Source organism: Arthrobacter rhizosphaerae, assembly GCF_023062595.1.
Lineage (GTDB): Bacteria > Actinomycetota > Actinomycetes > Actinomycetales > Micrococcaceae > Arthrobacter > Arthrobacter rhizosphaerae.
Window position 1 is genome coordinate 177,460 of the sequence record NZ_JALLAN010000008.1, and the last position, 13,557, is coordinate 191,016.

A 13,557-nucleotide genomic window follows, 5' to 3' on the forward strand; every position below is an offset into this window, starting at 1 on the left:
TCGGATTACACCCAGGCCGCTCCGGCCTCGAGGGCAGTTACCAGGCCATCGTCTGGGCCCTGCGGCGGATCTCCGTCTTACGGCCTTCGCGCAGCGCGTCAATCGGCCTGCCACGAAGGGATTCGTCGGGGGTGAACAACCAGGTAATAAGCTCTTCGTCTGAATATCCGGCATCAGACAAAACGAGGATAGTTCCCTTCAGGCTTTCAACGGCGTGGCCATCCTGAATAAATGCGGCAGGAACAGAGCGGATTCGCCGATCCCCCACTCTTAGGGCGGCCAATGCTTTTTCATCGAGCAGGCCATGCACTTTGGTAATTGACACATCAAGCAGCTGCGCCACATCGGGCAAGGGCAGCCATTCGCCTACGAGGCTTTCTACATTACTCACGGATCAAGGTTGCCATGGCAGGCGGCACTGCGCCTAGTCAGGTAGCACCTGACGTGGACTGACGTGTACCGATGGCGCGGCTTTTCCCGGCGACACTCCCGGAATTCCCCACTAAACGAATTTCCTTCAATTCTTGTGCTAATTGACAATTCGTGAGAGATTCACATTGATCACATTAGTAACAGCACTATCATTAGTCACAGAAGTATCACAGGTAACACAGGCCTAGCAGTATAAAAGCCGCCTAGAAGAGGATTTCCCATGACGACGTCTCCATCGCCAAAGCAGCAGCCAAGGACGAGCTTCCCGGTGCTTGCCGCTACCACGGCTGCCCTGCCTGCCGTCGTCCTTTCTTCTTTGGCACTCGCCCAACCAGCCGCTGCAGAATCCCGGCCCAAAGCGATTCCCGCTACTCTGGCCGCGGCAATGCAAGCGCAAGCTGTCGCCGCCCAGGAAAAGGCGTTGGCATCGAGGGCCGGCACCATTCCCGCTGCGGCCGTTTCGACTACTGTTCCCGCTGCGTTCCGCCCGGCCCAGCAAGAGGCTCCTGCCGAATATACGGTGGCAAGGGGTGACACGATCAGTGCAATTGCCGGTCGGTACAACCTGAACACGTTCGCCGTTCTTGCATTGAACAATCTGCAGCCGAATACCATCATTTATCCCGGGCAGAAGATCAAGCTCAACGGCACTGCTTCCCCTGCACCCACACCCAAAGCACCCGCTCCCGCCCCTGCCCCGGGCACGGCGGGCGGAAGTGTTTATGGTGTAAAGTCCGGCGACACCCTCAGCGCCATCGCGGCGAAACACGGGGTAAGGCTGTCCGATCTCATCTCCTGGAACGGGCTCAGCATGACTTCGATCATCTATCCGGGCCAGAAGGTTAAAGTGGGGGCCGGCACTCCCGCACCTGCGCCGGCAACCCCGGCTCCCGCACCTGCTCCCGCTCCGGCAGCACCTTCCAGCCCGGGTTCCTATACCGTCAAAGCGGGCGACACGTTGTCGGCCATTGCTGCCAAGCACGGCGTGAAGCTTTCGGACATTCTTTCGGCAAACAAACTGACAATGAGCAGTGTCATCTATCCCGGCAACAAACTGGCGATTCCGGGGGCGGCCGTGCAGCCGGCGGGGAACGTCACACCCGTGACCCCCTTGGTCCCCAGCACCTTCCTCGGATTCACCTATCCGCCTGCCGTGGTCAGTTCCGCCAATGAGAACAAGGCTCTCCTGAACGCGTCTCCCGTGCCGTCGAGGGAGCAGATGCGCTCGATCGTTGCTGATACTGCCCGCCGGATGGGCGTGGATCCCTCGTTGGCTCTCGCCTTCGCCCACCAGGAGTCAGGATTCGACCAGCGGGCAGTCTCACCGGCCAACGCCATCGGAACCATGCAGGTCATACCGTCGTCGGGGCAGTGGGCGTCGGATCTGGTGGGTAGAAAGCTCAACCTGCTGGATCCCTATGACAATGCGACAGCCGGTGTGGCAATCATCCGCCAGCTGATAAAGACCAGCAAAGACCTCGACCATGCCATCGCGGGCTACTACCAGGGTCAGTACTCCGTCAGTAAGAACGGAATGTACGAGGACACCAAGAGCTACGTCGCCTCCATCAAAGCTCATCAGAAGAACTTCTCCTAGTTCCTCCAGGGTTTGATCAGCCCTGGGCACTTCAGATGGAAAGGGGTCCGGGTCGCATGTCGATTCGGCCCCTTTCTTCGCACCAATTAGGATCGTAGGGTGCAAGAACATGGGTCGGGCAATCTCGTAGGAACGCTGGTGGACAATCGCTACCGCGTGAAGTCCCGGCTGGCGCGCGGCGGAATGTCCACGGTTTACGTGGCCACCGACCAGAGGCTGGAGCGGGACGTAGCCCTTAAAGTGCTGCACCCGCACTTCGTCAGTGACGACACTTTTCTTGACAGGCTCGCGCGTGAAGCCAAGGCAGCTGCAAAACTGTCCCATCCTCATGTAGTCGGCGTTCTTGATCAAGGCACCGACGGCCAGACAGCCTACCTGGTGATGGAATACATCAAGGGCCATACCCTGCGTGACGTCCTCAACGAAAAGGGCGCACTCTCCCCACGGCTGGCTTTGGCACTGATCGATCCGGTAGCGGAAGGACTGGCCGCCGCCCACTCGGCAGGCTTGATCCACCGCGACATCAAGCCGGAAAACGTTCTGATTGCCGACGACGGCCGTATCAAGGTCGGTGATTTCGGACTCGCGCGGGCCGTCACGACGTCGACCAGCACCGGAACCCTTATCGGCACCGTCGCCTACCTCTCCCCCGAGCTGGTGTTGGGCAAGCCTGCCGATGCCCGCAGCGACATCTATTCTGTCGGAATCATGCTCTACGAAATGCTCACCGGCAAGCAGCCGTTCGAGGGCGATGTTCCCATCCAGGTGGCCTACCAGCATGTCCACGGGACAGTTGAGCCGCCATCAGTCCAAGTTCCCGGCCTGGCATCGGAAGTGGATGAGCTTGTCCAGTGGTGCACCGCAAGCGACCCGGAGAACCGGCCAGTGGACGGAAATGCCCTGCTGTCCGAGTTGCGGCACATCCGGACCAATTTGAGTGACGCTGAACTGGATCTCCAGCCGCCGGCGGCACACAAGGAGAACCCCTCCGCCGCATCAGCAGTGAAGGAACCAGGGCCCCGGCAAGAAGCGACGGAAGTGGTAATCGGGGCCGCTGAGCCGACCGAAATTATCGCCCGCACGAACAATCCCACCAGTGTGCTTCCGGCCAATATCGCGCGTACTGCTTCGTTCCAGGCGCCCGGGGGCGCCGGGTTGACTGATGAGTCCGGACTTCCCCTACAGCCGCTGAGCAAGCGTGAGCAAAGGAAGCTGGAACGCAACGATGAGCGTGCCCGCAACCGCGCCGCAGCCACTCCCGTCCGCAGCTTGCGGGAAGGGGATCCGCGACGCCGCGGGGCGTTGTGGATCGTGGTTCTGGTCATTGCTGCTTTGCTCGCCACTGGCGCCGGGTGGTTCTTCGGCATGGGCCCAGGTTCGCCTGGCACCATTCCGGAACTAGCCAACAAGACGGTGGCGGAGGCGCAGCAGTTGCTTGGCGCTGCAGGTTTTCAATCGAACACCAAGGACGTGTTCGACGACGACGTCCCTTCCGGATTGGTGGTTGGATCTGATCCCGAAGCGGGGAAGGAGATCCGCAAATTTCAGCCTGTTGCCCTGTTCGTCTCCAAAGGACCCCAACTGTTCCCCCTTGCGGAGATGACCGGAAAGTCACTGGACCAGGCAAAGTCAGCCCTCAACGAGGCCGAGATGGCCTTGGGCCCTATCACCGAGAAGTTTGACGAGACCGCCCCGGCAGGAATCGTCCTGGCGCAGGACCCTGCCGCCGGAACTGCCGTAAGAAGGGGAACGCCTGTCAGTTTCACCGTTTCCAAGGGGCCCCAGCCCATCCCAGTGCCCGATGTACGGGGGAAATCGCAGGACGACGCCGTGAAGACCCTCGAGGCAGCTGGTCTGAAGGCGGTTATTGCGCCTGAGACAGTGAACGACAGAAGCGTACCCAAGGGAGCCGTAGCGGCTCAGACACCGGCCTCGGGAACTTTGACGAAGGGTCAGTCTGTAACGCTCACTGTTTCTAAGGGACCGAAGCTTGTGCAAGTGCCAAGTTTCATCGGCAAGCAGGCCGATGTCGCTCGTGAAGCCCTCAGGAAGCTGGGCTTCGAGGTCCGGATCAACAACGTCCTCGGCGGTTTTTTTGGCACCGTGAGAGATCAGGACCCGGTCAACACTGAAGTTCCCGAGGGCTCTGTGGTGACACTTACCGTGGTCTAGCCGCACGGGGCCATGCACTTGCTACCGCTTGGACAGTGAACCCGCCACAAGGAACGCCATCTCGAGGGACTGCATGTGGTTCAGACGGGGATCGCACACCGACTCATAGCGGTCCAGGAAAGCTTCCTGATCAATGGGGTCCGCACCACCGAGGCACTCCGCGACGTCGTCGCCCGTCATTTCGACATGGAGGCCGCCGGGAATGGTGCCGAGGCTGTGGTGAACCTCGAAGAATCCGCGGACCTCGTCAATAACGTCGTCGAAGTTGCGGGTCTTGTAGCCGTTGGGAGATGTGACTGTGTTCCCGTGCATGGGGTCGGTAACCCAAAGGACCTGGGCGCCGGAGGCAGTAACCTTCTCGACCACTGCAGGAAGCTTTTCGCGGATATTACCTGCGCCCATCCGGGTGATGAAGGTCAGCCTGCCAGGTTCGCGGTTCGGGTCCAGCTTGTCGATGAGCCTAAGGGCGTCATCACCGGAGGTGGACGGGCCAAGCTTCACACCAATGGGGTTACGGACCCGCGACAGGAAGTCGATGTGGGCGTGATCGAGCTCGCGGGTGCGCTCACCGATCCAGAGGAAGTGAGCTGAAGTGTCGTACGGCAGGCCTGTCCTTGAATCGATGCGGGTCAACGCCCGTTCGTAGTCGAGGAGCAGCGCCTCATGGCTGGCGAAGAACTCCACCCGTTTGAGGGCCTCGAAGTCGGCACCGCACGAGGCCATGAACTGGATTGCCCGGTCGATGTCCCGCGCGAGGGACTCGTAGCGTGCGTGGGCCGGGTTCTCCGTGAATCCTTTGTTCCAGTGGTGAACCAGGCGGAGATCTGCAAACCCGCCCTGGGTAAAGGCACGGATCAGGTTCAGCGTCGAAGCAGACGTGTGATAGGCCTTGAGCATGCGGCTGGCATCGTGGCCGCGGGACTCAGGAGTGAAGTCATAACCGTTGACGATGTCTCCGCGGTAGGCCGGAAGCGTGACGCCGTCGCGCGTTTCATCATTGGATGAACGGGGTTTGGCAAACTGGCCGGCCATGCGGCCCATTTTGATGACGGGAAGCGCAGCACCGTAAGTGAGCACCACAGCCATCTGAAGGATGGTTTTCACCCGCGCGCTGATCTTGTCCGCCGTCGCCGCCTCGAAGGTCTCAGCGCAGTCGCCTCCCTGGAGGAGGAACGCCTTACCTTGGGCCGCGGCAGCCAGCCGCTCACGAAGGATGTCCACTTCACCGGCGAAAACCAGGGGTGGCAGCACTGACAGTTCCCCGACCGAGGCGTCGAACACCGCCTTGTCCTGCCAGCTGGGCTGCTGGGAAACCGGCAGGTTCCGCCAGTTGTCCAGTCCGGGGTAGTCAGCAGCACCGCTCTGGGCAGTGGCCGTCATTGCGCTCCCCGGCAATGATGCGCCGGAGAAAGCTGCGCCGGAAACAGTGGCTCCGGAAACAGGGGAAGCAGATTTTGAAGATAGCTCAGTCACACTACAAGAGTAGTGGCCGCTGAACTGATCGGGGCACAACAAACGTCATTCGCACCGAGAGTACCGTCACACTTTTGCTTCGCCCGGTGCAGTGTCACCGGTGCCGTCGTCCTTGCCATCATGCATGCTGTCTGCTGTGCCGGCATCAGTGCTGTCCGGGGTGTTATCCGCTGTGCCGTCGTCGTCGCCCTTTTCCTTGGCCTTTGCGGCGAGCGCGAGCTTCACGGTGGCGGCGTACTCATCCACGTATTCCTGCCCCGAAAGCCTCATCAGCTCGTACATGATCTCGTCTGTGACTGAGCGCTGAATGAGCCGGTCTTCCTCCAGGCCGTAGTAGCGGCTGAAATCCAGCGGCTCCCCGAAGATCATGCCGATCCGGCGGATGTGCGGCATTCTCTTGCCTATCGGCTGCACTTTGTCAGTGCCGATCATGGCAACGGGGATAACCGGAACCCGGGCCTGGAGCGCCAGCCTTGCGACACCAACCTTGCCGCGATACAGCTTCCCATCGGGGCTGCGGGTGCCTTCGGGATAGATCCCCAGGAGCCCGCCACGGGTGAGGACATCCATCCCTGCGTTGAGGGATAGTGCGGATGCTGCGCCGCCTGACCTGTCCATGGGCAACTGGTTGGTAAGCCGGAAAAACAATGCGGTGAGCTTTCCCTTCAGCCCGGTACCGGTAAAGTACTCCGATTTAGCAAGGAAGATCACCGGCCGCGGAACCATCAACGGCATAAAGATAGAGTCGGAAAACGACAAATGGTTTGAAGCCAGAATGGCCGCGCCTTCGTGGGGAATGTTGTCCAGACCCTTCACCCAGGGACGGAACAGCAGCCTCAGAACCGGACCCAGAAAGATCCTCTTCATGATCCAATAGAACACGTGTCGTACCTCTCCGGAGGGCAGCCGGCCAACCCTGCTCCGGGTGTGACCGGGACTTCAGTGCAACCCTACTCTAGTGAGATTTATCCCCAACAGTGACACGATGGGCACATGACAGAAAGCAGCCATCCGCCGGTGCCGGCGGCTTTCAGCTACCCGGGTCACGGCCCCAATGCGAGAATCGGCATTGCTATCTGTCACGGCTTCACGGGCAGCCCTCTCAGCGTCCTGCCCTGGGCCGAGCACCTCGCCGCACAGGGCTTCGCGGTCTCGGTTCCCTTGCTTCCCGGGCATGGCACGCATTGGCAGGACCTTGCCCGCTCCGGCTGGCGGGACTGGTACGGCAGCTACGAAGCCGCCTATCTTGAACTGGCGGCCCGCACGGACGCCTGCTTTGTGGCGGGGCTGTCCATGGGCGGCGCCATCGCCCTGTTAGTGGCATCCCGCCACACTGTGAAAGGCGTCGCGGTAGTTAATCCCGGCCTGAGTTTCTATGACCGCCGGGCACGCTACGTGGGCATTCTCAAGTACTTCCAGCCAACCACCGTTCCGATTGAAGAAGAGAATCCGACGGCGGCAGCAACTCAGGACGGCGACTACTCGCGCACACCCCTCGCTGCGGTGCACCAGCTGAGGAAGCTTTTCACCTCCGCCATCCGGGGGCTGCCGCGGATCACAGCACCTGCGTTGGTGTTCAAGTCCGAGAAGGACGTTGTGGTGCCGCCTTCCTCCCTCCAAATGATCCGGCGCCGTTTGGGGACACAGCGCCTTGAGGTGGTCCCTCTGGCAGGCAGCGGGCATGTGGCTACACTCGACGTTGACGCCCCTGTGATCTTCGAACGGTCAGTGAAGTTTTTCCTGGAGAATGCCGCAAAGGAAGTATCCTCGGAGACATCATGAGCAGCTTCCCGGATCACAGCCCGTTTATCAGCCCCTTTACCGGTGATGGACCCCGAGTGGGAGTTGCGCTTTCCCACGGCTTCACCGGCAGTCCTCATGGCGTGCGCGCCTGGGCCACTGCCTTGGCTGAACAGGGGTATGCCGTCAGGATCCCCCTTCTGCCCGGTCACGGGACAAGCTGGCAGGAGTTGGCCCGGACACGCTGGCAGGCCTGGCATGCTGCCTATGATGAGGCCTACCGGGAGCTCGCCGCTGAGTGCGACTATGTCTTCACTGCGGGGCTGTCCATGGGCGGTGCGTTAGCCCTGCGTGTTGCTGCAACGCGGCCTGTGGCCGGCACCATCCTCGTTAATCCCGGACTCGTCATTGACGATCCGAGGGCCCCGCTTGCCGGCATTCTCAAGTTCGTGCTCAAGAGCACCCCTGCGATTGCCAATGACATTCTGAAACCCGGAATCGACGAAGGTGCCTATGCCCGCACACCGGTGGCCGCTGCCCACGAACTGAACAGGATGTTCAAGGACACGGTCCGGCTCCTGCCTCGAATAACAGCCCCGGTCCGCGTGTTCCGCTCCACCGTTGACCATGTGGTCTCCGATACCAGCATTTCAGCGCTAAGGCGTGGACTGACGCATGCTTCGTTGGAGCTGACCATGCTGGAGAACAGTTACCACGTTGCTACCCTTGACCACGACGCCGACAAAATCTTCCGTGGTTCGGCTGCTTTTATCAGGGACGTCCTCCAGGCTTCCAACGAGCGAACATCCCCCCGCGCACCTGAAGGGCAGCTTCCATGACAAAACCTGATGCCAACTCGCCGGATCCGGGAACGAACCCGGACGACGCGGCATGGCTGGATCTGGTGTCGAGGCTGGAGCATGGTGACACAGAGCCGCCCAAGACCACAGGCAACGACGGCAATGGACCTACCCGGCCGTTTAGCGACTTTGACCCGTTGGGGCTCTCCGGCACTGCGCCCACGGAGCCGTCCGCCAATGAACGCCGGCTGGCCGCTGAGGCTGCGGGTCACAACGGCGAAGCGGATATGCCGGAGCCACATGGTCCCCGCGATTACGACGTAGAAGATGAGGATCACGGTTTCGTACCTGAGGATCCGCCTAGCCTTGCCGGCGTCGATCCCTTGACCATGCTGGCATGGGTGGGCGCCATAGGCGGCCCGGTCGCCCTGTTGCTCGCCGCAATGTTCTGGCGTTCCGCACCGCTTCTGGCGATTCTGGGAATCGTTGCAGTATTCGTTGTTTCGGTGATCTACCTGATCATGAAGCTACCCACGGATAAAGACGAATACGACGACGGCGCCCGGGTCTAGTCAGGTACCCGTATCCAGGGAAGTACCAGGGCCCGCATAACTCCTAGCCGTGCATGCGGCTGCTGACCCGCGAAAGGTCGGCCGCGCCAATCAACCCTGCGTTGGGCCCCAAGGCAGCCAAGGCAATTTCTGCGGCGGGCCGGAACCCCCTGCCGGTGAGGTTTCGGGCGAAGGCTTTGCGGGCAGGCGCCACCAGTAGCTCACCGGCATCGCACAGGCCGCCGCCGATCACGAACTTCCCGGGATCGAGGGCAGCAGCCAGGTTTGCCAGGCCCAACCCCAGCCATTCCCCCACGTCCTCCAAAAGCTCGCGGGAAGTGGCATCTCCGGATTTAGCCAGGTCAGTGACAATGACGCCGGTGATGTCTTCCACTGCACCGTCCACAGCCTTCAAAAGTTCCTGGGCCACCGGGGAATTAGCAGCCGCCAGTTCCCTGGCCTCGCGTCCCAAGGCGTTTCCGGAAGCATACTGCTCCCAGCAGCCCCGGTTTCCGCACTCACAACGGTGGCCACCCGGCATGATGATCTGATGTCCGAACTCCCCCGCCACGCCGAACCTCCCGCGTTCGACCCGCCCGTCCATCACCATGGCCCCGCCGATTCCTGTTCCCAGGGTGATGCAGACCAGCCGGCTCTGGCCCTGCCCCGCACCGAACCGCCACTCGGCCCAGGCGGCAGCATCGGCATCGTTAGTCAGCAGAACAGGCCGTCTGAGGAGCCTCTGGAGGTTCTCCCTCACCGGCTCATTCCGCCAGGCGAGATGGGGACTGAAGAGTACCGTCCCGCCGTCGAGGTCCATCCAGCCGGCGGCCCCGATACCTACCGAACGGATCCGATGACCCCGTCCCAGTTCCTCCACCAGCTCAACGATCACGTGCTCAACGGCCCGTGGATCATTACCGGGAGTGGAACGTCGCGCCTGGCTGAGGATCCTGCCCTCCGCATCCACGACGCCGGCCGCTACTTTTGTTCCTCCGATGTCCACGCCGATGGCCAGGCCCCGACGGCCGAGCCTCAGATGTTCCCGCAACCCAAGGCCGGAGATGCCCGAAAGGACTGAATCCTGACGGTACGGCTTTGGACTCCGCCAGGCTGCCGTCCTGCGATAGGGTCTGGACGAGGGGGCGGGCGGGACTGAATGCATGGGTCCACTCTATTAGCCCTGAATCCCACGGCGCGCAGACCACGCTGCCCTGCCCCGTCATGGCGTTAATCATAAAGTTACCCGCCAGTAGGATAAATAGCGCCCACTCTTGAGGGGCTCGTATTAGTCTTAGATCACCCCCTTGCGGGCTTATGGATATCAAAGGAGCTATCGTGCGCGAATACAGTGTTCCGCCCCTGGTGAATGTGCCGACCGAAAGCAACATCACCGACCTCGTGCTGCGTCAGGCAGCCAAGGCATCGAACCCCTCGCTGTTTTCGCGTCTCGATTCCGCGGGGCAGTGGCAGGACATCAAGGCAAAGGACTTCCTGACAGACGTCTCGGCCCTCGCGAAGGGCCTCATCGCCAGCGGAGTAGGCGCCGGGGACCGCGTAGGAATCATGTCGCGCACACGGTATGAATGGGCGCTCGTGGATTTTGCTATCTGGTTCGCCGGCGGTATTTCAGTTCCCATCTACGAAACGTCGTCACCTTCACAAGTTGCCTGGAATCTGGGTGACTCCGGAGCCGTTGCAGCGTTTGGCGAAGCCGCGCACCACGAGGACATCATCCGGCAGGCGGCCTCTTCCGAAGGCCTGACCGCGCTGACGCACGTGTGGCAGCTTGAAGGGCGTGGCCTTGACGAGCTTCGTGCGGCAGGCACCGCCGTCAGCGATGCGGACCTTGAGGCCCGCCGCAGCCAGGCACACCTGAACGATATCGCCACCATTATCTATACCTCCGGAACAACCGGCCGGCCGAAGGGTTGCGAGCTGACCCACGGCAACTTCGTGGAGCTTTCAGAGAATGCACTGGCCACCTCGATAAGCACGATCGTGAACGAGAACGCCAAGACGATCATGTTCCTGCCCTTGGCGCACGTCTTTGCGCGGTTTATCTCCGTCCTGGCCGTGGCTGCCGGCGCTACTGTCGCCCACACGCCTGACATCAAGCACCTGCTCCCCGATCTGCAGAGCTACCAGCCCACCTTTATCCTGGCCGTCCCCCGGGTCTTTGAGAAGGTGTACAACTCCGCACTGACCAAGGCAGAGGACGGCGGCAAGGGCGCCATCTTCCACAGGGCTGCGGACACCGCAATCAAGTATTCGCGTGCCCGGCAGGAGGGCTCCGTTGGTTTGGGTCTCAAACTCCAGCACGCCCTGTTCGACAAACTCGTCTACAGCAAGCTTCGGGCAGCCATGGGCGGGCACGTGGCACACGCTGTCTCCGGCGGTGGCCCGCTCGGTGAGCGCCTGGGGCACTTCTTCCAGGGCATCGGCCTCCAGATTCTTGAAGGATACGGTCTCACGGAGACCACTGCCCCTGTCTCGGTCAACACGCCCGATCTGATCAAGATTGGCACCGTGGGCGTGCCGATTCCGGGGAATACAGTGAAAATTGCCGACGACGGCGAGATCCTCGTCAAGGGCGTCTGTGTTATGCGCGGCTACTACAAGCGCGAAGACCTCGCTGCCGAGACCTTCGTGGACGGTTGGTTCCGCACGGGTGATATCGGTCAACTCGATGAGCAGGGCTTCCTGACCATCACCGGACGCAAGAAGGAAATCATTGTCACGGCTGGTGGCAAGAACGTTGTTCCGGCAATGCTCGAGGACCAGATCCGGGCCGATGCCCTTGTTTCACAGGTACTTGTGGTGGGAGACAACCGGCCGTTCATTGGAGCTCTGGTGACCTTGGATGAGGAAGCACTGCCTGGCTGGCTCCAGCGCCATGGCCTGCCCGCGACCACCACGCTCCAGGAGGCAACCGAGAACCCTGTAATCAGGGCAGCCGTCCAGGAACTGATCAACCATGCCAACGCCTCGGTTTCGCAGGCCGAAGCCATCAAGTCCTTCCGGATCGTTCCCTCAGACTTCACAGAGGCTTCAGGACACCTGACTCCTTCCATGAAGGTCAAGCGGGCCCAGGTCATGAAGGACTTCGATTCTGTCATCGACGAGATGTACGCTGCTCCTCGCCCGACTCACGCATAAACGGTAAGTTCATGCGTTAGCGTCAGTCTGCGCGGGCGGGGAGCCCGCGCGGACTGACGCTACCGCATAAGAGGGATGCAGCTCAGCTTTGCTGGAGCTCCTCCACGACCAGCGCCGCCAGTTCAACTGCGGCTGCCCTTGTGGCAGGCCGCAGTTGGCGGAGATCGATCTTGGATCCCTCTGCCAGGTGACGGTCGTGGGGAATCCGCACCACGTTCTTAACCCGGGACAGGAAATGCTGTTCTATCTCGTCCACGTTGACCAGGGTTCCGGCTCCAGCAGCCATGTTGATCACCACCGTGGCCTTGGCCACCAGGTCATGGCGTCCATGGGCTTCGAGCCAGGACAGTGTTTCCGAGGCAAGCCTGGCTTCGTCTACGCTTCCGCCTGAAACCAACACCACGGCGTCGGCTTTCTCCAGTGTTCCCTTCATCACGGAGTGGACCATGCCGGTGCCGGAGTCGGTCAGAACGATCGAATAGTAGCGGCCAAGGATGTCGGTCACTGCCCTGTAGTCCGCATCGTCGAACGCGTGGGCCACCATCGGGTCGGCGTCGGAAGCGAGGATGTCCAGGCGCGAACCGTCCCGGGCTGTGTAATTGGACAGCTGGGCGAAGGAGTCCACGGTAAAACGGTCCTTGACGAGTTGGCGTGCGGTGAAATCCGCTCGTCCAGGTGAGCGGTCCGACAATGTGCCACGGTCAGGATTTGCGTCCAAAGCGATAACGCGGTCCTCCCGCAGCTCGGCCAGGACCATTCCCAGGAGCGTGGTGACGGTTGTTTTACCGACGCCGCCCTTGCGGGAGAGCACAGGAACGTAGCGGGTTCTTTCCCCGAGGCGTGCGGCGATGCGGTGCTCCGTAGCCCTTTGGATGCGGACCCTGTCCGAGTCGCCAAGATTGACGTAACCGAGTGTCGCCTTGTAGAGCCAGAGACGCCAGCCGCCCACAGGCTCAGCTGCAGTCTTATTCAGGAGGCGGTCAGCGGTCAGAGATGCTGCTGACTCCGGCCCCTCTGCCCTTTCCCTCCGCTCGCTGATGGGATTGTTCCGCTCCCCAGGGGAACCGTCGTCAGGGGTCTCCGCAGGCGGGCTCTCCGCAGGCGGGGCTTCCGCTGGCGGGGCTTCCAAGGAGGTGTTTGCCGCAGGGGCTACTTCACTTGTGACCTGCTGGAAGGGGCCGGCGGTGACAGAGGGCATTCCCCCGGAGGTGGTCGCCGGAACGGACATTGGGGTGAAGGACCCGAGGGAATCGGCGGACGAAATCTCGTGGCCTTCCGCTACGGTCACTACAGAGATCTCATCCTCCTGCATAGGGGTGAGAGCCGGCGAAGCTGCCGGTTCCGATTGTCCCTCAACAAGCGAGGAAGCCTCCGGTTCGGAGGACGTCCCAGCTTCTGGTGCGGAGACGGGTGGCGATGACGTTTCGGGCGCCACGGTTGAAGCAACATCCTCGGTGGCAGCCGGAATGGGCTCTGGCTTAGGCGGCAGTTTTGCAGGAGGTTTGGCCGGCGGTTTCTGGGGAGCGGCGGCTTTGCTCCTTGGACTCCGGACAGGCCGGGGAGTTGGCTTGGGCGTGTTCGTCTCAGTCATGACTTCCCTTTTGGTTTGGAACAGGCTGTGGGGGCGGTACAA

At 61.5% G+C, this 13,557-nt stretch carries 11 protein-coding genes; 6 read left to right on the forward strand and 5 right to left on the reverse strand.

What is annotated here, in order from left to right:
- Positions 1-37: 37 nt before the first annotated feature.
- Positions 38-391, reverse strand: coding sequence for an Rv2175c family DNA-binding protein (locus MU551_RS12870; RefSeq protein ID WP_247045124.1), 354 nt, complete (start codon positions 389-391; stop codon positions 38-40).
- 261 nt (positions 392-652) lie between these two features.
- On the opposite strand from MU551_RS12870, the gene MU551_RS12875 reads away from it, so the two are divergent.
- Both MU551_RS12875 and pknB read left to right on the forward strand, forming a co-directional pair.
- The gene (locus tag MU551_RS12875; RefSeq protein ID WP_247045126.1) at positions 653-2,029 is read left to right on the forward strand and encodes a lytic transglycosylase domain-containing protein; all 1,377 of its coding nucleotides are present in this window, start codon (positions 653-655) and stop codon (positions 2,027-2,029) included.
- Between the two features lie 183 nt (positions 2,030-2,212).
- Positions 2,213-4,201 carry a Stk1 family PASTA domain-containing Ser/Thr kinase gene (pknB, locus tag MU551_RS12880; protein ID WP_443629485.1) on the forward strand — a complete coding sequence of 663 codons (1,989 nt, stop codon included), beginning with the start codon at positions 2,213-2,215 and terminating at the stop codon, positions 4,199-4,201.
- A 21-nt stretch (positions 4,202-4,222) separates the two neighbouring features.
- On the opposite strand, the gene MU551_RS12885 is transcribed toward pknB, so the two are convergent.
- Both MU551_RS12885 and MU551_RS12890 read right to left on the reverse strand, forming a co-directional pair.
- A complete protein-coding gene (locus MU551_RS12885) occupies positions 4,223-5,581 on the reverse strand; it encodes a class II 3-deoxy-7-phosphoheptulonate synthase (RefSeq protein ID WP_247045226.1) in 1,359 nt (452 codons plus the stop codon).
- Between the two features lie 159 nt (positions 5,582-5,740).
- Positions 5,741-6,556, reverse strand: a complete 816-nt coding sequence (locus tag MU551_RS12890; protein ID WP_247045130.1) for a lysophospholipid acyltransferase family protein — start codon at positions 6,554-6,556, stop codon at positions 5,741-5,743.
- Between the two features lie 111 nt (positions 6,557-6,667).
- Between MU551_RS12890 and MU551_RS12895 the strand changes: the two genes are divergently transcribed.
- The 3 genes from MU551_RS12895 to MU551_RS12905 are packed head-to-tail and all read left to right on the forward strand — an operon-like array spanning position 6,668 to position 8,786.
- On the forward strand, positions 6,668-7,456 hold the full coding sequence (locus MU551_RS12895) for an alpha/beta hydrolase (RefSeq protein WP_247045132.1): 789 nt from the start codon (positions 6,668-6,670) through the stop codon (positions 7,454-7,456).
- Positions 7,453-8,253: an alpha/beta hydrolase gene (locus MU551_RS12900; RefSeq protein ID WP_247045134.1), complete on the forward strand. Its 801-nt coding sequence runs from the start codon at positions 7,453-7,455 to the stop codon at positions 8,251-8,253. The genes MU551_RS12895 and MU551_RS12900 overlap by 4 nt, the downstream gene beginning before the upstream one ends.
- Positions 8,250-8,786, forward strand: a complete 537-nt coding sequence (locus MU551_RS12905; protein WP_247045135.1) for a DMT family transporter — start codon at positions 8,250-8,252, stop codon at positions 8,784-8,786. Before MU551_RS12900 ends, MU551_RS12905 begins: the two co-directional genes overlap by 4 nt.
- A gap of 43 nt (positions 8,787-8,829) precedes the next feature.
- Here MU551_RS12905 and MU551_RS12910 read toward each other — a convergent pair whose 3' ends face one another.
- Positions 8,830-9,930 (reverse strand): ROK family glucokinase, encoded by a 1,101-nt coding sequence (locus tag MU551_RS12910; RefSeq protein WP_247045137.1) that lies wholly within the window; start codon positions 9,928-9,930, stop codon positions 8,830-8,832.
- A gap of 173 nt (positions 9,931-10,103) precedes the next feature.
- Here MU551_RS12910 and MU551_RS12915 point away from each other — a divergent pair, with 173 nt between their 5' ends.
- The gene (locus MU551_RS12915; protein WP_247045139.1) at positions 10,104-11,924 is read left to right on the forward strand and encodes an AMP-dependent synthetase/ligase; all 1,821 of its coding nucleotides are present in this window, start codon (positions 10,104-10,106) and stop codon (positions 11,922-11,924) included.
- Between the two features lie 82 nt (positions 11,925-12,006).
- On the opposite strand, the gene MU551_RS12920 is transcribed toward MU551_RS12915, so the two are convergent.
- Positions 12,007-13,515, reverse strand: coding sequence for a MinD/ParA family ATP-binding protein (locus MU551_RS12920; protein WP_247045142.1), 1,509 nt, complete (start codon positions 13,513-13,515; stop codon positions 12,007-12,009).
- Positions 13,516-13,557 lie beyond the last annotated feature (42 nt).

Excerpts from the sequence above, each read along its gene's own strand:
- MU551_RS12875 (WP_247045126.1), top strand. The coding sequence starts at position 653 with ATGACGACGTCTCCATCGCCAAAGCAGCAGCCAAGGACGAGCTTCCCG.
- pknB (WP_443629485.1), top strand. The coding sequence starts at position 2,213 with ATGTCCACGGTTTACGTGGCCACCGACCAGAGGCTGGAGCGGGACGTA.
- MU551_RS12885 (WP_247045226.1), bottom strand. The coding sequence starts at position 5,581 with ATGACGGCCACTGCCCAGAGCGGTGCTGCTGACTACCCCGGACTGGAC.
- MU551_RS12895 (WP_247045132.1), top strand. The coding sequence starts at position 6,668 with ATGACAGAAAGCAGCCATCCGCCGGTGCCGGCGGCTTTCAGCTACCCG.
- MU551_RS12900 (WP_247045134.1), top strand. The coding sequence starts at position 7,453 with ATGAGCAGCTTCCCGGATCACAGCCCGTTTATCAGCCCCTTTACCGGT.
- MU551_RS12905 (WP_247045135.1), top strand. The coding sequence starts at position 8,250 with ATGACAAAACCTGATGCCAACTCGCCGGATCCGGGAACGAACCCGGAC.
- MU551_RS12910 (WP_247045137.1), bottom strand. The coding sequence starts at position 9,930 with ATGCATTCAGTCCCGCCCGCCCCCTCGTCCAGACCCTATCGCAGGACG.
- MU551_RS12920 (WP_247045142.1), bottom strand. The coding sequence starts at position 13,515 with ATGACTGAGACGAACACGCCCAAGCCAACTCCCCGGCCTGTCCGGAGT.